Here is an 18,781-nt window from a genome sequence, read left to right as displayed (position 1 = left end):
AATCACTTTTTCTGGATGCTTTCCATGATGTCGCTGAAGTCTTCCAGGCTTTCCTTCACACCCTCGACGCCACCGGCCAGGCTGGTCATGGCCTTGTGCAATTCGGCATCCAGGCTGCCCAGAGTCTGGCGCAGGCTACGGTCAACGCCTTCGGAGAACTCCCCAAAGCCCTTGCCCAGCACGTCGCTGATCCGCTCGAGATAGTCATGAACCTCACGATTAAGCACTTGTAGCCGTTCGCTTTGCTGCTTCATGTCCAGCAGGTACTGAGTGCGGCCGGAGGCCTCGCTTTGCGCGCTGGCAACCACGCCTTGAATCACGCTCAGCGTTTGAGCAAGGGCGTCGCGGTTGTTGCGATAATCGGCCACGATACTGCTGAGTTCCCGCGAGGCACCCACCAGTTCGGTTCCAGAGCTCTGGATAGCACCCAGCATGCCAGTGGTGGCTTCGCTGGCCTTCGTGACACTCTGCCCCGCTGTTTCGAAGCGCTCGGCGGCGACACGCATCTTCTCCGCGCCAGCCTGCATGCTCTGCAAATGTTGTTCGGTCTGAGCACTGAGCAGCTTGACGGTGTCCTGCATCGAGCCGTTCTGCTCAGCCACCGCATCCAACAGGTCATTGACCTGCTTCTCAAGACCGCCAACCATCTCGCGAGTACCGCGGTGCAGCTCAACCTGGGCAACCTTAGTAGCTTGGTCCATCTGCGCGCGGCCCTGCTCCATCTGCTTGAACATGGCGCCCAACTGCTCACCAAGAACATCCACCGAGCCGGCGATCTTGGCCATAGTTTCCTGCTGCCCCTGGCCGATGTTCTGCTTCATCGTCTCGATAAAGGCCTGCAGGTTTTCCGCCATGGCTTGCTGGCGCGCTTCGCTCTCGGCGAATAGCTTCTCCAACTGCTGGGCCATGCGCTCGCCGGCCCCCTCGCCTTCACTGCCGATCCGCGCAATGGAGGCCTGCAGATTGGCCAGCATCTCGTTCATGCCTGTCTGCATACTGTTCTGCCCAGCCTGCATATCGGCCAGGAGCTGGGCGATCATCTTCGCGCTGTTCTGCGTCGAGCTCTCGCTAGCCGAGCGCATGTCATCCACCAGCGTATTAAAGCCCTGTTGCATGGACTGCATGGCAGCTACCGACTGCCCCATCATTTCGTGCAGGCCATTGAACTGCTGGCCGAACGTGCTCTCCAGCTTGTTCATGAAAGCCACCAGCACATCCTGCAGCAGGCTCTGCACCTGGTTGCTCTGATCGCCACTCGCCGATTGCACGGCCCCGGCGATCTGCTCCAGAGGCGCCCTCAAACTGCTTTCGATCGCACCGCCAATCTGCTCGGCCAGCACCTGGCCGGAGTCGCGGTAACTGGCGGACAGGGTGTCAGCCAGCTTTAGGCTCTCTCGCACCTGGGTGTCCACCAGGTTCTGCAGCATCTCGCGCAGATCGGTGACCAGGCTGTCCTTCAGTTGGCGGGTCTGGATCGAGCTTTCATTGCTCGACTTCACCAGTTCGGCCAGGTACTCCTCACCAACACCGCTGTCGAACAGACCGTCGATGGCCTCGGTCAGTTTCTCCAGGTGCTTGTAGCAGCGCCCCAAACGCCACTTTTCGGTGAGCGTGACGGCGATGGAGGCAAAGATCGAGAAGAAGGAGCCCAGGAAGGCAAACAGTACGTCCTTGAGCAACTGGTCGACGCTCGCGTTGACCTGCTCAGGCGTACCCGGGTTGAAATGCTGCAAGCCCAGCATCAAGCCGAAGAAGGTACCAACAATCCCGATGCCGGTCAGAATGCCCGGCAAGTGCTTGTAGAACTCGGTGCCAAGCGGTGTTTCCACCACTGTCTGAGACGTGAAGAAGTGTCCAGCGCCAGCTGTTGCCCGAGAGCGCAGCAGCTGCCGCTCGCCATCACGCACTTCAAATTGGTCGTGCAGCGTTTCCGCGTACTCCTGCCACGCATGTTGCAGTGGAGGCTTCTGGAATACCTGCTCCAGTGCACCTCGGCGCTTGGCTGGTTGCAGCTCGCCGACGGCGCGAACCTCCTTCGACACCCGCTTGATGCGGCGGCTCAGAACGAACGAATACAGGAAGTAACGCACGCCGTACCAAAGGCACAACAACGTCACCAAGCTCACCACGAAGGCGGGTGCAGTCAATTGCTCGTGCGTTGCTTTCCCTAACAAATCCAACCAATTCGTGAAGTCCATAGCCCTAGCCCTGCTTGTTCCCTGGGAGCCTCTACGAGCCCCTCTGTGCGGTTGTATTACGTCTTTGAGATGAGTTGCGCTGTAACAGCTTGTCGGCAGGGCTACCCATCGCTGGAGGAGAGTTGTTTGATCACAGCCGCGCGGCAGCCCTCACTACGTGCCAGCGCACGCTCGCGCATCACCCGCAGCCAAAGCTTCAGCTTCTGGCAATCGCAGCTGGCCGGAGATCAGCCGCGGCAGGAGGGCGTCACGGAGTTGTGTGAGGGTGTGGGCCTGCGCTTGGTTTCTATGAATTTGCGCCCATAGCGGAGATACCGAGGAATCGAAAGCCAACTTCAAGGCTTTTGTCGGATTGAGCACTTGGTAGCTAGGAAACGCTTTTAGCGCAATGCGATTTACCGTTGCGCCATGAATCGTGTTCTTTTCTAGCATCTGCTGAAAGGGCTTGGATATGAATTGGTGAAACCAAAATAGCCCTGCCCCATTTTCGGAATGAGGCCGAACCAGGGCAAGTCTACGCCCCAGGCAACAACGTACATCCGGAGGAATCAATGCAAAGAAACCAAGCGTTGCTTCGTAACTAAAAACGATATCACCGTGCCTTGGCTCGACTCGCCGCGTCCAATGCTTCCAGTCGTTCTCATTGATGTAGCGAACTTCCGAGAGGTCGAGACTTGCTCCAGTCAGATTCTTAATACCAAGGAAAACCGGTCCTTCATTGGCCTCTGGCGGAGTCGCGTGTGGGCCGTCGTAGATCCCCTCCACCATCTCGCCAATCGGCCTTACCTCCCATCCAGCTGGAAAACTGCCCAGCTCAGACTCATCGAAGCTATCGGGGAACAGGGCGGCGGTGGCGGCATCCATCCCGTCCGGCTGGCGGCCTTCGGCCTTGGCCCGCACAGGGTCGAAATCGACGAACCAGGATTTGAATAGCGTTTGGGCGATGGCCTCTAGCGTGGCGTTGCTCTCCCGTATTAGGGAAATACGGTCGTCGAGGGAGCTAAGTGTTTCAGCTACAGAACGCTGAACTCCTATGGGGGGGACCGGAACCTTTACTAGCCGAAGCTCTGCCTGGCGGATTCCCTGAACTGTTGTGCCAGTAGCGCGCCCAAAGATTTCAGCTCGCACCTGATCCGTTCGCAAAGCGTAATACAGATATTTGCCATCTAGCACATTCCCTTTGGGCCTTAGCGCAAATAAACGCTGTCCCAAGACCCAACCCCTATCTCGCTCCAAATAGGCAAGCTCTCCCACTGGTGCCTCAGATGTCATCAATACATCCCCTGCCCGCAGCGGTGTACGCATCCATTTTTTGTAGATCATCGAATCGACAAATCGTGGTTCATCTGCATCAAGCTGTACCCGACCACCCTTAATGAGTTTGGCCGAAATTACGCGGTGCCCCGACGATGTGAAATCACCTCCTAGCTTCAGTGGTGTAACACCGCGTCGATCTATAATCTCTTCGACTACATCCCCCAAAACAGACCATAAAACCTCAGAACTCATAACCCAGCCCCCCTAGTTTCTGCCGGATCAACTGATCGAGTTCCGCGCCCTTCTGCATCTGCTCGCCAAGCTGCAGGGTCAGCCGCTGCATCTTCTCGGCAAAGGCTTCGTCGTCGTCTTCCACTGCTTCGGTGCCGACATAGCGGCCCGGCGTCAGCACATGCCCATGCTCGGCGACTTCAGCCAGAGTAACGCTGCGGCAGAAGCCGGCAATATCGGCGTACTCACCCACTTCAGCGTCTTTATCTAGGGCTTCGCCGCGCCAGGCCGCCACAGTGCCGGCAATGCGTTCGATATCGGCATCGGTCAGTTCGATCTGCACGCGGCTGACGTTGGTACCCAGCTTGCGGGCATCGATGAAGAGCACCTGACCGCTGCGGTCGATGCCACCGTTGCTAAGCGCGTGGCGTTTGTCCTTGGCCAGGAACCAGAGGCAAGCGGGAATCTGGGTGTTGAAGAACAGCTGGCCAGGCAGCGCGACCATCACTTCCACCACATCAGCCTCGACCATGGCCTTGCGGATGTCGCCTTCACCGTTCTGGCTAGAGCTCATGGAGCCGTTGGCCAGAACGATGCCGGCGCGGCCGTTGGGCTTGAGCTGGTAGAGCATGTGCTGCAACCAGGCGTAGTTGGCGTTGCCTTGCGGCGGGGTGCCGTAGACCCAGCGCGGGTCGCCTTCCAGGCTACCGTGCCACCAGTCGCTGATGTTGAACGGAGGATTGGCGAGGATGAAGTCGGCGCGCAGGTCCGGGTGCTGATTACGCACGAAAGTGTCAGCCGGCTCCCTGCCTAAATTGAAGTCGATGCCGCGAATGGCTAGGTTCATCGCCGCCAGGCGCCAGGTGGTGGGGTTGGCTTCCTGACCGTAGATGGATACGTCGCCCAGCTTTCCGCCGTGGGCCTCAATGAACTTCTCCGACTGCACGAACATGCCGCCCGAGCCACAGCAAGGGTCGTAGACCTTGCCATGGTGCGGATTGAGCACCGCCACCAGAGTTTTCACGATGCTGGCCGGCGTATAGAACTGCCCCCCCCTACGCCCTTCGGCACTGGCGAACTGGCCGAGGAAGTATTCGTAGACCTGGCCAAGCAGGTCGCGGGCCTTGCTAGCATCGTCGCCGAAGCCGATAGTGGCGACCAGGTCGACCAGCTCGCCGAGCTTGCCGTCGGGCAGCTGCGCTCGGGCGTAGCGCTTGTCGAGGATGCTCTTCAGGCTCGGGTTTTCCGCCTCGATGGCGGCCAGGGCCTCGTCGATGCGTTTGCCGATGTCCGCCTGCTTGGCGGCGGCCCGCAGACCTTCCCAGCGCGCGGCCTCGGGCACCCAGAAGACGTTCTCAGCCTTGTAGTAGTCGCGCTCTTCCAACTCGCCGGCGAGCATCTCGGCGTCATCATCGCCCAGGTAATACTCGTCGTTCTCGTCGAGGAAGCGCCGCGTGAGCTGTTCGCGCAGCCCGGCAAAGCTGTCGGAGATGTACTTGAGGAAGATCAGCCCGAGGACGATGTGCTTGTACTCGGCGGCGTCCATGTTGGCGCGCAGCTTGTCGGCTGCGGCCCAGAGGGTTTTCTTCATGTCCTCGATGCCGGTGGCCGCCTTTATCTTGGCGGGCGCACGAGCGGGCTTGGCTTTCGGCTCGGAGGGCTCTTCCAATTCGAGCGTTTCCTGACGCTGCCGCGCCTTCGTCAGCGCTTGCTCAGCCAGGCTCTGCTCCTGCACTTCGGCACGCATGACGGAACCACCACGGCCACGCCCCTTTAGCAGCACGCCTTGAGCAATCAACGCATCGCGAGCCTCTAGGTACGCCTCTTCAGTGAGCTGCTCAAACTGATTTTTCAGTCGTTCCAGCAGCGACTGATTACCAATGCTCGAACCATCGACGGGAACGGCGGCCAGAAGGGCCTGCCTCAACTCACTCATGAACTTTGCTCCTGACGCCCACTATCGGGCCGTCTATCAAACTGCAAGACCGGATAGACGCAGGAAGCTCGCCACCGAACGCGCAGTGGCGGTGCCATCCCTGGAATATCTACAGCCTTATTGCGAAGGCCGTCACCATATCCATGCAGCCATCGGTGGTAAAGCCCAAACGCCGGAGCAAGGCTACGTTGGCAGATCATCCACCACCTTGATGCCCGCCAGCATTTATGCGCTGCGTCGGATTGTCAGAGGGTAAAGATGGACCGCACGATCGCAGCAACTCGCCGCGTTACGCGGTTTACACATTGATCCAGCGAATCGCTAACCCACGCACGCAAGACTGGCAAGCCAAGCATCCACCACCTCGTTTCGCGCCTCCGCCGAAAGCTTCGGTTGGCCATCCTTAACGATCGCTTTCCTATCTCCTGTATGGGGGTTGGTGACATAGGTGTTGATGTGCGGCAACGCAGCGGGATTACCGCTCCAGCGAAGGTTAAAGGCAGCCAGTTTGGGAAACCAAAATTGGCTGGCGTAAGGCAGATTGTCGTGAATCCACCATGCCAGCGGCGTCCAGTCACCCGTTGCCTCGTACCACGGCAAAAGTGCAGGAACCACAATGCAGGCGGTAGCACCAAGATATCCCTCAGCATCGGGATAATCCCAAATGTGCGAGGCATAGTTCTTTTCATTGGCCGCACAGCTGTATTGATTGCCATTCTCTGCGCCCTTGGCATTCACAGCCGGGGATCGATAGGCAGAGCGTATGACAACCCGGCCAAAGCGCTCCTGAAGCGGCTCGAGCAACTGATCGCACAACTGCTTTCCTGCCTCTACAGCGCGCTCGGGATAGTCCGGCACGTTCGGAATTCCTTCGATCTGGCTAATTTCTGAGTAGAGGAAGTCACGCATAAAGAAGTGAGTAGACAGCCTCACTCGGCCTAGGTCCTCTAGTGCTTTGACGGTCATGGGCTTCGTCATTCAATTCATCCTTGTTGTTCGAGTTGGTGGCTCAGTTCATTCGCCTAGCCGCAGCGGCTCCAAAAAACTTCAGTCCTACATCACTGCAATGACATCCCCTAAATGGAGGCGATTCAACCATGTCATTGCAATGCCCATGCTGCCAATCACCGCGCATCGCCATGAGCGCTCCAGCCAGAAGGTTAGGGGCCACAGTTGGAGCTATTGGTGGTGCAGTCTGCGTGCTCTCCTCTGCATTTTTTGGGAGGCAGACCAAAGACGTAGCCCTATTGCTCGGCGCCATTGTAGGTGCAGCTAACAGCTGTCTGATGGGAGCAAAACTAGGGCTCCAGCTGGATCATCACGTAATAGATAGAAACCTTTGCTTGATCTGTGGGCACCGTTTCAATCTCCCCACCTGATCGGCCTTGCCCCCTCACTCCCCCCAATCAATTCAGCCGGTGCCACATGTTGCGCGGCGCCTTACGCTGGCTATTGCTCAAAGGAAACTCACCATGGCTCATCTCGTCGAACAAATGGCTTATGTGGGCGAAACGCCCTGGCACGGTCTGGGCAACCAGCTCCCTCAAAAGCAACCTATCGAAATCTGGCAACGCGAAGCCGGCATGGACTGGCAGATCCAGGAAAGCCCGGTGCACTTCAAAGCCGATGCGGTTGGCCACCTGGGCAGCATCCACTCCTTCCCCGAACAGAAGGTGCTCTACCGCTCCGATACCAAGGCACCGCTCTCAGTAGTCTCGCAGCGCTATCAGGTCGTCCAGCCCAAAGAGGTGCTGGAGTTCTATCGCGACCTGACGGAGGTATCGGGCTATGAGCTCGAAACGGCTGGCGTGCTCAAAGGTGGCCGCAAATTCTGGGCACTGGCGCGCACTGGTCAGCACACAGCGCTCAAAGGCAATGACCAGGTGAATGGTTACTTGCTGCTAGCCACCTCGTGCGACGGAACGCTCGCCACTACTGCCACACCGACCACCATCCGAGTTGTTTGCAACAACACCCTTACCATCGCCTTGGATGGCACCTCTCGCGCGATCAAGGTTCCCCACAACACTCGCTTCGACTCCCAAACGGTGAAAAAGCAACTCGGCATCTCTGTCTCGCAATGGGATGAGTTCATGTACCGGATGCGTCATCTGGCCGAACGTAAAGTGCGCCCAAGAGAGGCGACGAGCTTCTTTCTGGACGTGCTGTGCGATGTGTCCCCTTCGACCGACATCCCCGAAAAGCTGGCAAACGAGCGGGCGTTGCGCCGGGTGCATGAGTTGTACGAAGGAGCGGGTCGCGGTGCCACGCTACCTGCGGCGGAAGGAACTGCGTGGGGATTGCTCTGCTCCGTCACCGAATATGTGGACCACGAGCGGCGTGCGCGCAGCAATGAATATCGCCTGGACTCTGCGTGGTTCGGACAAGGGGCGGTGCTGAAGCAGAAAGCGTTGGATGCTGCGCTGGCCTTGGTGGCCTGATGTTACATCTGAATGGACGGACGTAATGCCAAGGGGGCAACTAGCGCTTCTTGCTAGGTGGCTGCAGCCGGGCAGCTAGCCGTTCAACCATCTCTAACAGCAGCTGCCTATCTTCCGCGGCAAGCGGCTCCAACAGGTCATGAATACGACCAGCCTGCTCAACCGCTCGAGGACTAGCCTCGGTCAAAAGCTCCGACAAATCGCATTCGAAGATTGTCGCGAACTCTATCAGTCGCTCGATGTTGGGCTTTCTCAGACCTCGCTCAATTCGAGATACGGCTTCGTTACCAATACCAAGCAACTCAGCGACGTCGTCCTGAGTTAGTCCTCTGCGCTTTCTGTGCCGGGCGATTGCTTGGCCAGTAAGCACTGCCAGTCGCTGCAAGTCTTCGTCGTTTTTCATGGCCCCTCCACTCATCCTGAATGGTTGAACAACGCCTCATTTGACAGGAAGAGCCAGAAAGACCGACTATCAACCACTTTGGCCTAATCCATACCTAAGGAGACCATCCAATGCGGGAAGCAACTGCAATTAATGATTCTTGGCACTACGAGCAGAACGGCGAGCGCAAAGGCGCCGTATCGCAGCAACAGCTCATCGCCCTCATCCAGCAAGGCCAACTTACTTACGGGTCCCGTGTCTGGAAAAAGGGTATGGCTGACTGGATGCAGATCGAGCAAACCGAACTGCGCCAGCATCTGGAGGATGTGGCGCCGCCACCGCTGACCGGCAGCAGCGTCAACAACAAGATCGTCTGGCTGCTCGCCTTCGCTCCCTTGATTGGCTACTTGCTGGAGTCGTTCGTGGCTGGGATGTTCACTGGCAGTGAAGCGCAGTGGGAGCGCGCCATGGCTGCCAATCGCTACTGGTACGTCACGCTGGCGCTGAACATCGCCCTATCCGTACTTGACTCCAAGCGCCTCAAACAGGCAGGCCACGACGTCAGCCGCTTCAAAGGCTGGGTCTTCGTGGTGCCGGTTTACCTCTATCAGCGCGCCAAGCTACTGAACCAGAACCTCGCCTACTTCATCACCTGGATCGTCTGCTTCGTCATCAGCATCGGCGCGCACCAGGGCTAGCCTCACTTACGAGAGTCACTCCATGAAAATGATCAGAGCGATAGCGCTGTTGCTGTCCTGCTTTGCCATGCATGTCATGGCTGCGGATGTGCAGGAGTGCTGGAAGACCATCCAGCTGAACGACATGAAAATCGCAATGCAGATGGGCACCACGACACTAGGGACCTACCAGGTGTGCATGCCGAAAGATGCGCCAGAGATCGTACGCGTGGTGACACACAACGGTCAGGTCAAGAGCGTCGGCAACTACAACGTTGCCCATTGCGGTGCTGATGGGATCTGCCAGAAAGGGACTCAGTTCATCGGCAATGCGCCTGAAGGCAACTACATCATCCAAGCCGAGTGGTACATCGGACCTGACAGCCATGGCAAAGCAGTCTCCTATCGAGATGGAACGGGTCCTGGTTACGGTGGTAACTACTACGATCCACCCGGCACAAAGTCCGAGCCCAACCCCGTATCAACGGGTGCGATCAAGCCACTAACCAATCCCCCGGATATCAGCTGTATAGCGGGCAGTTATGGCACTGAATATGGCTGCATGCTGGGGGATCAACTGATCGAGGACGCGGATCTGCCGAAGTACCTGCCACTGGTGGATGAGGCTGAAGTGAAGAAAATCGGCGGCAGTTGCCAGAGCGTCCCCATGTGTTACACCAAGGACTATCACCTCCTCGGCCTGAACAAACGCCTGTTCTGAGCTGCCACAACGCAAATAGATCCACTCCATTTAAAAGCCCGACCGGCCATGCCCGTCGGGCTTTTTTATGCTCAGAGGAAAACCGTATGACTCGGTCTCAAGCAATTGGCACCCGCAATCCAGAGCTGAAGCGCCCTGCCCTGCGTTTGGTGGGTACCAAGCAACTCTCCCGTGAAGCGTGGCTGGCTATCCGCAAAGACGGTATTGGAAGCTCCGATGCTGCCGCAGCCGTCGGCCTCAATCCGTACAAATCCCAATTGGAGTTATGGCTGGAGAAGACCGGCCGAGATGCCGGCCTGCCAAAGATCGACCCGCTTCATGAGGAAAGCCCCACTTACTGGGGCAACATCCTCGAACCGATCGTCGCAACACACTACACCCGCCGCAGCGGACACCGAGTACGGCGCATCAACGCCGTGTTGCAGCACCCTGATCCGAAACTGAACTGGATGCTGGCCAACATCGACCGCGAGGTTATCGGCGCCAGCGATGTGCAGATCCTCGAATGCAAGACCGCAGGCATCAACGGAGCGCGCCTCTGGAAAGAAGGCGTGCCGGTGTATGTGCAGCTACAGGTGATGCATCAGTTGGCGGTGACCGGTAAGCAGGCGGCAGACGTGGCCGTGCTGCTCGGCGGCCAGCAGTTGGAGATTCACCGCATCGAGCGTGACGACGAGTTGATCGTTCGGCTGATCGAACTGGAGCAGGAATTCTGGAACTACGTGCAACGCGACACCCCGCCGCCGGCCGATGGCTCCGAATCAGCAGAGCAAGCACTGCGCTGTCTCTACCCCGAAGACAACGGCAACACGCGGGACTTTTCTCAGGATCCCATTCTCTGCGCTGCCTTCGATGAGCTGAAGGAAACGCGAGCCACTCTCGAGGCCCACAGCCAGCGCGAGGCTGAGCTCAAACAGTTTCTGCAGCAGGCCATGGGGGACGCCAGTCGAGCGGTGTTCGCCAACGGCTCGGTGATCTGGCGCAAGGCCAAGGACAGCCAGGCTCTGGATGTCCCTCTGTTGCTGAAGGAAAAACCGTATCTCCTCACACGCTTCTCAACGACCAAACCGGGAAGCCGTCGCTTCCTGGTTAGCTGAAATCGTTCCCCCCTTGACCGCCCCGGAGTCACCTGGCTCGGGGCGGTCCCTTTTTATTCACTTGGAGAACCAACCATGCTCAAAGGCTTGGCCATCACGCCGCCCGTACTCGGGCGGATTTCCATCGGCAAGGTTGTCGAGAAAAACGGTAAGCGCCTGCCGGAAAAAGATGATCAGTTCACCATTACTTCGCAGGTACAACTGCGTGATGGCTGGATCCACCACCCATTCGACGAAGAGCTGCGCAAAGCCCAAGGCGGCAAGATCCGCAGCATCCCAATCCGCCTGCTGTTCAATTCGCCTGACCTTAATTTCCGTGCCGAGTACTGTCTGTTCGACCGGCAATCCGGCCGGCCGATCTGCGTTGGCAATGGCGAGACCTGTAAGCGTCGCGGCAAGGACAGTATCGACTCACTGCCCTGCCCTTCGCCCGATGGTTGCTCGCTGGCAAAAGGTGGCGCCTGCAAGCCGTATGGCCGGCTCAACGTGGTCGTCGGCGATGAAGATGCATTGGGCAGCTTCGTGTTTCGAACCACCGGCTTCAACAGCATTCGCACCTTGGCCGCTCGCCTGCAGTACCTCCAAGCGATTTCGGGAGATCGTTTAGCGTGCCTGCCGCTGGAGCTGCGTCTGCGCGGCAAATCCACCCGACAAAGCCATGGCTCACCGATCTTCTACGTCGATATCACCGTACGCAGCGGGCTGTCGATCGAAGCTGCGCTGCAGCATGCCCGAGAGACCGATGAGGTGCGCCAAGCATCCGGCTTCGACCAGCAAGCCCTCGATGCTGCAGCGCGCCAGGGCTTCGCCAACGGGGCGTTTGAGGATAGCGAAGAAGAAGGCGGAGCGATCGTTGATGAATTCTTTCCCGAGCCTGCCGCCACCACGGCGACTTCTCCCGCTCCAGCTAACGAACAAATCACCGCCAGCACGCGCCCCACGCTATCCACGCTGCTGCGCGAACGCGCTGAAGCGCGCAATCAGCAACCAATCAATTAGCAAACGCAGGTGCCAAGCAGCAGCCCTGCACCAACTAAACGCTTAGGAGTAAAGCATGCTCATCCTCACCCGCAGCGTCGGTAAAACCATCCGCATTGGCGACGATATCGAGATCGTCATACTTCGAGTCAACGGCAATCAGGTGCGCGTTGGTGTATCTGCGCCTCCCCATATCACCGTGCACCGCGATGAGGTCTATCAGCGTATCCAAGCTAATCAACATTGCCCTTCCTGATCGCTCGCTTCATAGGAGAATCGGCATGGGGCTACTGCGCTTCCTGAGCCAACTCTTTGTACTATTCAGTATCTTCGCCGGTACGGCAGCCGTGGTCGGTCTGACTGTCTTGGCTATGCGGTTCTGGTCAGTGTTGCTGACACTCATCGTGGCGCTCGCCATATTCCATTTCGCTACCCGACGAGGCTCGTCTCTCTGGCGTTAGGTCGGCAAAAACAGGAGCCCTCTGGGCTCCTGTTGCAGTTTCTTTTTTGCACATCTACAGGCTGCTTCCGGCCATTAGCAGACGTTCGGTGATCGACGGGGTTAGGTCGAGTGCCACCAATCTGAACGAGAGGTGCACGCAATCGATTACTCAAGATTCGAAGGAGTCGGCGTGGGGATCTGCCAAGAGGGTTTCCGGTCTTCTTGACTGTCGAAAACGCGACGCGCCTTGCGAAACTCCTCGGCGTTTTCGACCACCCACATCCAAACAGGGGACATCCGAACCAACAGTTCCATACCCAACGGCGTCAGTTGGTATTCGACGCGAGGAGGAATCTCCCCGAACTCCCGTCGAAGTAGCAACCCATCCCGCTCCATGGCCCGCAGCGTCTTCGTTAGCATTCGCTGAGTCACCCCGGTCATCTGCCTTTTTATGTCGGCATGTCGCATTGTGCCGTACACGCCCAAGGCATGCAGGATGCCCAAAGACCATCGGCTTCCCGCGTGGGCGAGGACTTCCCGCCTGACTCCATCATCATCTTCTCGGAGCGTTCGGCAGATGGCCTCTGCCTGGCTCAGAGCGTCTTGATTGGTCATTAATCCCCCTTTGGTATCACGCGTGTGCCTTCTTACGAGTACTGCCCGATCATGCCAGCATTCGCTCATGTTATAGGCATCACGCCTCAGGAGAAATCATGACCGAAGCAACCCCTCTCTTCCCTCAGTCCATTCTTGTACTCGGCGCTGGCGAACTTGGCCTACCGGTTTCGCGCAATCTCGCGCGAGTGGCCAAACGCGCACCCGGCTCCAAAATCAGTGTTCTTCTCAGGGAGTCGTCTATCAACACCCAGATACCGGAGAAAAAGGCCGAAATCGACGAACTGCGCGGGCTGGGCATCCAAATGGTCGCTGCGGATCTTGTAAAAGATTCGATTGATCAGTTAGCTGAGGTGTTCGCTCGATTCGATACTGTCATCGGCTGTGCGGGCATGGTCGCGGGTCGAGAAACGCCCATGAAGTTGGCTACAGCAGCACTGAGGGCGGGCGTGAAGCGCTATTTCCCCTGGCAGTTCGGCGTGGATTTCGAAGTGATCGGTCGGGGCAGCCCCCAAGATCTTTTCGATGCTCAACTCGATGTACGCGAGGCGCTCCGCGCGCAAGACAAAACCGAATGGGTAATTATCTCGACGGGCATGTTCACCAGCTTCCTTTTCGAGCCCGTATTTGAGGTAGTCGACTTCGACAATGACACCGTTAACGCGCTCGGCAGTCTCAAGAACAGCGTGACGCTCACCACACCAGACGACATCGGCGCTCTCACGGCGGAAATCGTCTTCTTTGAACCTCGCTTCCGGAACGAGATTGTCTATCTCTCCGGCGACACGGTGCCGTATGGACAGGTCGCTAGCATCCTTGAACGTGTGCTGGGCCGTCCATTCAAAACCAATGTCTGGACTGTTGCGTACCTGATGGATGAGCTGAGAAAAGACCCTACCCATCACATCAAAAAATACCGTGCTGTGTTCGCACAAGGCAAAGGGGTGGCATGGCCTAAAGTGGGCACCTTCAACGAACAGCAGTCGATCCCCGTTACCACCGCTGAGGAATGGGCTCGGGCAAACCTTGGGAACAAGTGAGTGCGTCAACAGATAGCTGAATTGCCGAGAAGCTCCTTGGCTCGATAATGGGCGCTGATAACTGAGGCTGAAAGTTTCGAGGAAGGCAAGCTCTCGAGACTGCCCGCATGGAGGCTTAGTATCCGCTACGGGTCGGTAGCTACCCTGCTTCCGTCGAATCTGTGCACAGTCTCCCCCGATGCCCCAGAAACTATCGAATTCCACTAGCCAACACCTTGATGGCACTGTATCCCCCGCTCGCGTCCAAACAGCGTGAATCCAGAGCGATTGCACTCGGTATCCTTCGAATCAGCCGCCGAGCCTAGCCGCGGAAGGCGGCGGCTCGCTCTGGTCACAAAGGGAACTGCGGCGCGAGAGGGCTGACAGAAGACGACAAAACGGAAGGATCTGCTCCCGGCGTATCACCGCCGGGAGTCTGGACTGAAGCGTCGAGCATGGCGTCACGATGCTCCTACTTCGTGTCGCGGCAATCTGTCAGGCGGCTCTTTTATTAGTTCGCCGTAGTGGCAGGCGACACTGCGCGCCTGCGGCGCAACATGACGTACACTCCTGCCGACATCACGAACGTCAATGGTGCAGAGAAGGATTGCAGGCTGCCGCCCGCCTCCATCAGCGCGAACCCAAGCAGCGCACCGCACATCCAGGCGGCAATACCCACCCCGTTCAGCCGCGCCGGCTCGTCGACCGACAGTGGCGCCCTGCCCAGGATGTGCGCCAATGCTACGCCCACCCAGGCCACGACAAACACGCCTTGCCAGGCTAGCGCCTTGAGCAGCCAGGCGAATACATCGGCCAGCATCAGCGAATAGACCACCACCCCGACCGCGACTGCCCAGACCACGCTGGAGGCGCGCAGGCGGAAAACCTCGGCGAAAAACGTCTGCATGTTCACCGTCGCCAGGTAGTAATTGGCGGTGTTGATCCGTGTCTGCGTCACCCAGACGAACAGCAACCCCCAAATTCCCATCAGCTTGAGGATCGCCATGACCACGGTGACCTCGCTCAGCGCGCCTACCTGCGGAATGCTGCTGGCCAGGTAGATGCCGGCCATTCCGTTGAGCAAGAAGGTCACCAGGTAGAAGGGCATGCCGAAGTTCCAGCGCCCGTGCCAGGCGGCGTCCTCAGGTTTGCCGAAGCGGGCGTAGTCGAACGTGAACATCATCAACACCCAGACGCCCATGTAGGCCGTGAAACAATCCCACCAGCCGCCGGACGGCGGGTTCGCCGGGCCGAAATCCAGCCATTGCGGCTGGTAGCCGTACGCGGAGATGGACAGTGCCACCGCCGCCAGCAGACCGAACAGGTAGAACGGAAGGAGTACGCCGTTGAAGCGGTCCAGCCAATGCTGCACGCCGCCGAAGATCAAGGGCACGCTGTAGAGCACCACCAGCAGCGCCGCCAGCGAATAGGACACGCCGGGATAAAGGTGGTTGAGCGCCACGGCAATTACCGAGCCCTCGAACACCGCGTAATAAATAGCCGTGGAGAAGAAGATCAAGGTCGCCAGGGAGGCGCCCGCGCTGCCGAACAGAATGCGTGAGAACAGTGCCACGGAAAGTCCGGTGCGGATGGCGTAGCGGCTGATCACGGCGTTGATCAGGCCGTAGCATGCCACCGACAGCAGCATGCCAAGGATTGTGTTGCGCGCGCCGTAGGCCATCGCCAGAGAGGCGCCCACGACGATGTAGAACATGGCGCTGCACACGGCCCACCAGGCCATGCTCAAGGAAAGCCGGCCCATCCGGGCATGGCTGGGAACACTGGAAATGGAGGAATCGACCTCGGGATGCTGCGACAGACTTGCCATCTTGGTTTCTCCGCAAGATGAGGGCTTGGCGAGCGGCAGCAGGAGGCCGCGGCGGCACCCTCAAGGGGAGCCACCGGGTATCGCGCCGCCGCGGCGTTGTTATTGGCTAGGCAAGAAAGAAGCGGTTCAGGTTTTCGAGTTGCTGGTTATAGCGACGGCGCACCACCAGGGCCTCTTCCAGGGTGATGGCGACGAAACGGGCCTTCTGGTTGGGTTGCATCTGGGCCATGCGATTGAGGTCCGGGCTGATCACCGTGCCGATGGTCGCGTAGCCGCCTCCGGACACCGCATCGCGATGCAGGATGATCGGCTCCAGCCCGCCAGGAACCTGGATCGAGCCGATGGGGTAGCAGGCATCGACGATGTTCGACGGATCGGAACCTGCGCCGAACGGCTGCTCGCGCGGTTCGAATGCCAGCGGCGTACCGCCCTTGAAGCGGTAGCCGGTGCGATCCGCCTCGGAGCCGACGGTCCAGGTATCGGCGAAGAACTGCTCGGCGGCCTGCGCCGTCAGGCGGTGGTGATACAGGCCGGGCACCACCCGCAGACTGACCTCGCCGCCGACCTCGATCTGCAGCGAGCGTGGCAACGCCAGGCCTTCCTGCCCGCGTCCGGACGGCTCGCCCAGCGGCAGCTCGTCGCCGGCCTGCAGGCGCCGACCGTTGTACCCGCCGATGGCGCCCAGGCCATAGGTGGAGCGGCTGTCCAGCACTTCCGGCACCGCGATGCCGCCATCGACGGCGATGTAGCCGCGGGCGCCGGCCTTGATGAAGTCGAAGCCCAGCACCTGCCCGGCGCGCACGCAGAAGGCGGTGTCCAGCGGCATCTCCGCCCCATCCAGGCGCGGCGTCATAGCCGCGCCACAGATGGCCACCAACGCATCGCGCTGGAACTCCAGCTGCGGGCCGAGCAGCGTGCATTCGAGCACCGCCGCCGTGGCCGGGTTGCCCACCAGCAGGTTGGCCGCGCGCAACGCATACTGGTCGAGCGCCCCGGACGGCGGGATGCCCAGGTGGTAGTAACCTTCACGGCCGGCATCCTGCACCGAGGTGGCGAGGCCGGGCTTGAGCACCTTAAGCGACATGGAGCACCTCCTGCAGGCGCTGCTTGCAGCCTTGCGGATCGTTGAGGAAAGCGTCGAGATCGAACTCCACCGGACGGATGCGCAGATCGAAACTACCGGCCTCCACAGCGGCGACCGTCTGGTCGTACTCGGCGCGCTCGATGGACTTGAACTGCACGATGTCGCCGGCGCGGAAGAACACCATGGAGTCCTTCAGGTAGCCCAGGCTCTGTTGCGGGTCGTAGATCGGCGCGGGGGTGACACCGAACATCTGGTAGCCGCCGGCGCCCCGTACCGAGTAGATGCAGCCGAAGCAGCCGCCGTGGCCGAGGGTCAGTTTCGGCGTGTCGGTGCGCGGCCGCAGGTACTTGGGCACCTGCAACTGCCGCTCGCGCTCGACCATCTGGTACATGAACGGCAGGCCGGCGACGAAGCCGACCATGGAGACGAACCACGGCGTGCCGCTGTGCGCCTCGATGAACGCCTGGGCATCCTGGTAACCGTTGATCCGCGCGGCGTATTCCAGGTCGGTGGAATCCGGGTCCTGGTGGCGGTCGCGGAAGCGCATCAGCGTCTCGTGGGTCCAGGGGTCGTTGTACAGCACCGGGATCTCGATGATCCGCGTCTGGATGCGACGCTCGGTGGTGGCCAGCGATTCCAGCTCGCGCACGCGGTCGAGCAGTGCCTGCGGGGCGATCAGGTCGGGATTGAAACGCACCTGAAACGAGGCGTTGGCCAGGCAGACGTCCAGCACGCCGGGAATCCCCTGCTGCTCGATGGCGCGGGTAACGGCCATGCCACGGAAGAACGCCTCCAGCGACATGGATTCGGCGACCTCGGCGAACAGGTGCTCGTCGCCGCCGAAGCTGTAGCGGATCTGCTCATGCATCTCACACCTCCGCCGTGGCCGAACGCTCGGCCAGCCAGGTTTCCAGGGTACCGGTATCGAACTGCGCCGCCTGCACGCGCGCATCGGCCAGCAGCCAGCGGTGCAGCGACAGGGTGGTCGCCATGCCGGTCAGCTCGGTGTTCTCCAACGCTTGCCGGGCACGGGCGAACGCTTCCGCGCGGTCCTTGCCGTGGACGATGATCTTCGCCAGCAGCGAGTCGTAGTAAGGCGGCACGCGATAGCCGGGGTACAGGTGGCTGTCCACTCGCACGCCCTCGCCCTGCGGCCAGCCCAGGCTTTCCACCACGCCCGGACAGGGGAAGAAATTGCGCGCCGGGTCCTCGGCGTTGATGCGCATTTCCAGCGCCGCGCCCTGCAGGCGGATGTCTTCCTGGCGCAGCGCCAGCGGCTCGCCGCCGGCGATGCGCAGCATGGCCTGGACCAGGTCGATGCCGGTGATCATCTCGCTGACCGGATGCTCGACCTGGATGCGGGTGTTCATCTCGATGAAGAAGAACTCGCCGCTGTGAGAATCGAACAGGTATTCCAGGGTACCGGCGCCGCGATAGCCCAGGCTCTGCGCCAGGCGTACCGCGCTCGCGCACAGGGCTTCGCGCTGGCGTTCATTCAGCGCGGCCGAGGGCGCTTCCTCGAAGACCTTCTGCCGGCGACGCTGCAGCGAACACTCGCGCTCGAACAGGTGCACGGCACGCTCGCCGTCGCCCAGGATCTGCACTTCGATGTGCCGCGCCTGGCGGATGAAGCGTTCCAGGTACACCGCCCCGGAGCCGAACGCCGCCTGCGCCTCGCGCTGGGCGACGGGGAACTCGCGACGCAGCTCGTCGGCATCATGAGCGATGCGGATGCCGCGCCCGCCGCCACCAGCGGAAGCCTTGATCAGCAACGGATAGCCGACCTCCTGCGCACAGCGCAGCGCCGCCTCGATGTCCTCCAACTCGCCCGGCGAGCCCGGCACCACCGGCACGCCGGCGGCCATCGCGGTACGC

The 18,781-nt window shown here is 59.8% G+C and carries 17 protein-coding genes; 7 read left to right on the top strand and 10 right to left on the bottom strand.

Annotated elements, in window-relative coordinates:
* Positions 1 to 2: 2 nt before the first annotated feature.
* The 4 genes from zorA1 to ACCC94_RS09620 form a co-directional block, all read right to left on the bottom strand.
* On the bottom strand, positions 3 to 2,198 hold the full coding sequence (gene zorA1 / locus ACCC94_RS09635) for a type I Zorya anti-phage system protein ZorA1 (RefSeq protein WP_413349175.1): 2,196 nt from the start codon (positions 2,196 to 2,198) through the stop codon (positions 3 to 5).
* Positions 2,199 to 2,351: 153 nt separating this feature from the next.
* A complete protein-coding gene (locus ACCC94_RS09630; protein ID WP_413349174.1) occupies positions 2,352 to 3,707 on the bottom strand; it encodes a restriction endonuclease subunit S in 1,356 nt (451 codons plus the stop codon).
* Complete coding sequence (locus tag ACCC94_RS09625; RefSeq protein ID WP_413349172.1) at positions 3,697 to 5,622, bottom strand: type I restriction-modification system subunit M; 1,926 nt, start codon at positions 5,620 to 5,622, stop codon at positions 3,697 to 3,699. The genes ACCC94_RS09630 and ACCC94_RS09625 overlap by 11 nt, the downstream gene beginning before the upstream one ends.
* Positions 5,623 to 5,943: 321 nt before the next feature.
* Positions 5,944 to 6,600, bottom strand: coding sequence for a peptidase M15 (locus tag ACCC94_RS09620; RefSeq protein ID WP_413349171.1), 657 nt, complete (start codon positions 6,598 to 6,600; stop codon positions 5,944 to 5,946).
* Between the two features lie 494 nt (positions 6,601 to 7,094).
* Between ACCC94_RS09620 and ACCC94_RS09615 the strand changes: the two genes are divergently transcribed.
* Positions 7,095 to 8,063: a DUF932 domain-containing protein gene (locus ACCC94_RS09615; protein WP_413349170.1), complete on the top strand. Its 969-nt coding sequence runs from the start codon at positions 7,095 to 7,097 to the stop codon at positions 8,061 to 8,063.
* Between the two features lie 40 nt (positions 8,064 to 8,103).
* Here the strand turns inward: ACCC94_RS09615 and ACCC94_RS09610 are convergent, their stop codons facing one another.
* Positions 8,104 to 8,466, bottom strand: a complete 363-nt coding sequence (locus tag ACCC94_RS09610) for a helix-turn-helix domain-containing protein (RefSeq protein ID WP_277368224.1) — start codon at positions 8,464 to 8,466, stop codon at positions 8,104 to 8,106.
* Positions 8,467 to 8,576: 110 nt separating this feature from the next.
* On the opposite strand from ACCC94_RS09610, the gene ACCC94_RS09605 reads away from it, so the two are divergent.
* From ACCC94_RS09605 to csrA, 5 genes are all read left to right on the top strand, one after another.
* Positions 8,577 to 9,143 carry a DUF4339 domain-containing protein gene (locus tag ACCC94_RS09605; protein ID WP_413349168.1) on the top strand — a complete coding sequence of 189 codons (567 nt, stop codon included), beginning with the start codon at positions 8,577 to 8,579 and terminating at the stop codon, positions 9,141 to 9,143.
* A gap of 22 nt (positions 9,144 to 9,165) precedes the next feature.
* The gene (locus ACCC94_RS09600) at positions 9,166 to 9,843 is read left to right on the top strand and encodes a hypothetical protein (RefSeq protein WP_034047050.1); all 678 of its coding nucleotides are present in this window, start codon (positions 9,166 to 9,168) and stop codon (positions 9,841 to 9,843) included.
* Between the two features lie 86 nt (positions 9,844 to 9,929).
* On the top strand, positions 9,930 to 10,940 hold the full coding sequence (locus ACCC94_RS09595; protein ID WP_052168315.1) for a YqaJ viral recombinase family protein: 1,011 nt from the start codon (positions 9,930 to 9,932) through the stop codon (positions 10,938 to 10,940).
* A gap of 75 nt (positions 10,941 to 11,015) precedes the next feature.
* Positions 11,016 to 11,939 carry a hypothetical protein gene (locus ACCC94_RS09590; RefSeq protein ID WP_034047048.1) on the top strand — a complete coding sequence of 308 codons (924 nt, stop codon included), beginning with the start codon at positions 11,016 to 11,018 and terminating at the stop codon, positions 11,937 to 11,939.
* Between the two features lie 55 nt (positions 11,940 to 11,994).
* Positions 11,995 to 12,174 (top strand): carbon storage regulator CsrA, encoded by a 180-nt coding sequence (gene csrA, locus ACCC94_RS09585; RefSeq protein WP_023122037.1) that lies wholly within the window; start codon positions 11,995 to 11,997, stop codon positions 12,172 to 12,174.
* A 351-nt stretch (positions 12,175 to 12,525) separates the two neighbouring features.
* Here the strand turns inward: csrA and ACCC94_RS09580 are convergent, their stop codons facing one another.
* Positions 12,526 to 12,975: a winged helix-turn-helix transcriptional regulator gene (locus ACCC94_RS09580; protein WP_413349166.1), complete on the bottom strand. Its 450-nt coding sequence runs from the start codon at positions 12,973 to 12,975 to the stop codon at positions 12,526 to 12,528.
* A 98-nt stretch (positions 12,976 to 13,073) separates the two neighbouring features.
* Here ACCC94_RS09580 and ACCC94_RS09575 point away from each other — a divergent pair, with 98 nt between their 5' ends.
* Positions 13,074 to 14,015 carry an aromatic alcohol reductase gene (locus ACCC94_RS09575; RefSeq protein WP_413349165.1) on the top strand — a complete coding sequence of 314 codons (942 nt, stop codon included), beginning with the start codon at positions 13,074 to 13,076 and terminating at the stop codon, positions 14,013 to 14,015.
* A 490-nt stretch (positions 14,016 to 14,505) separates the two neighbouring features.
* Here the strand turns inward: ACCC94_RS09575 and ACCC94_RS09570 are convergent, their stop codons facing one another.
* The 4 genes from ACCC94_RS09570 to ACCC94_RS09555 form a co-directional block, all read right to left on the bottom strand.
* On the bottom strand, positions 14,506 to 15,822 hold the full coding sequence (locus tag ACCC94_RS09570) for a purine-cytosine permease family protein (RefSeq protein WP_413349164.1): 1,317 nt from the start codon (positions 15,820 to 15,822) through the stop codon (positions 14,506 to 14,508).
* Between the two features lie 106 nt (positions 15,823 to 15,928).
* The gene (locus ACCC94_RS09565) at positions 15,929 to 16,906 is read right to left on the bottom strand and encodes a biotin-dependent carboxyltransferase family protein (RefSeq protein ID WP_413349162.1); all 978 of its coding nucleotides are present in this window, start codon (positions 16,904 to 16,906) and stop codon (positions 15,929 to 15,931) included.
* A complete protein-coding gene (locus tag ACCC94_RS09560; RefSeq protein WP_413349160.1) occupies positions 16,896 to 17,774 on the bottom strand; it encodes a 5-oxoprolinase subunit B family protein in 879 nt (292 codons plus the stop codon). The genes ACCC94_RS09565 and ACCC94_RS09560 overlap by 11 nt, the downstream gene beginning before the upstream one ends.
* A 1-nt stretch (position 17,775) precedes the next feature.
* The coding region (locus ACCC94_RS09555) for an ATP-grasp domain-containing protein (protein WP_413349158.1) at positions 17,776 to 18,781 on the bottom strand (1,006 nt) is incomplete at its 5' end.

Origin of the sequence: Pseudomonas sp. Pseusp97 (assembly GCF_047304025.1) — a bacterium.
Classification (GTDB): domain Bacteria; phylum Pseudomonadota; class Gammaproteobacteria; order Pseudomonadales; family Pseudomonadaceae; genus Pseudomonas.
This window is presented reverse-complemented; position numbering and strand designations above follow the sequence as displayed.

Coding starts and splice junctions, on each gene's coding strand:
- ACCC94_RS09600 (WP_034047050.1), top strand. CDS start 9,166: ATGAAAATGATCAGAGCGATAGCGCTGTTGCTGTCCTGCTTTGCCATG.
- ACCC94_RS09580 (WP_413349166.1), bottom strand. CDS start 12,975: ATGACCAATCAAGACGCTCTGAGCCAGGCAGAGGCCATCTGCCGAACG.
- ACCC94_RS09595 (WP_052168315.1), top strand. CDS start 9,930: ATGACTCGGTCTCAAGCAATTGGCACCCGCAATCCAGAGCTGAAGCGC.
- ACCC94_RS09575 (WP_413349165.1), top strand. CDS start 13,074: ATGACCGAAGCAACCCCTCTCTTCCCTCAGTCCATTCTTGTACTCGGC.
- ACCC94_RS09605 (WP_413349168.1), top strand. CDS start 8,577: ATGCGGGAAGCAACTGCAATTAATGATTCTTGGCACTACGAGCAGAAC.
- ACCC94_RS09565 (WP_413349162.1), bottom strand. CDS start 16,906: ATGTCGCTTAAGGTGCTCAAGCCCGGCCTCGCCACCTCGGTGCAGGAT.
- ACCC94_RS09620 (WP_413349171.1), bottom strand. CDS start 6,600: ATGACGAAGCCCATGACCGTCAAAGCACTAGAGGACCTAGGCCGAGTG.
- ACCC94_RS09615 (WP_413349170.1), top strand. CDS start 7,095: ATGGCTCATCTCGTCGAACAAATGGCTTATGTGGGCGAAACGCCCTGG.
- ACCC94_RS09610 (WP_277368224.1), bottom strand. CDS start 8,466: ATGAAAAACGACGAAGACTTGCAGCGACTGGCAGTGCTTACTGGCCAA.
- ACCC94_RS09630 (WP_413349174.1), bottom strand. CDS start 3,707: ATGAGTTCTGAGGTTTTATGGTCTGTTTTGGGGGATGTAGTCGAAGAG.
- ACCC94_RS09570 (WP_413349164.1), bottom strand. CDS start 15,822: ATGGCAAGTCTGTCGCAGCATCCCGAGGTCGATTCCTCCATTTCCAGT.
- zorA1 (WP_413349175.1), bottom strand. CDS start 2,198: ATGGACTTCACGAATTGGTTGGATTTGTTAGGGAAAGCAACGCACGAG.
- ACCC94_RS09590 (WP_034047048.1), top strand. CDS start 11,016: ATGCTCAAAGGCTTGGCCATCACGCCGCCCGTACTCGGGCGGATTTCC.
- ACCC94_RS09560 (WP_413349160.1), bottom strand. CDS start 17,774: ATGCATGAGCAGATCCGCTACAGCTTCGGCGGCGACGAGCACCTGTTC.
- ACCC94_RS09625 (WP_413349172.1), bottom strand. CDS start 5,622: ATGAGTGAGTTGAGGCAGGCCCTTCTGGCCGCCGTTCCCGTCGATGGT.
- csrA (WP_023122037.1), top strand. CDS start 11,995: ATGCTCATCCTCACCCGCAGCGTCGGTAAAACCATCCGCATTGGCGAC.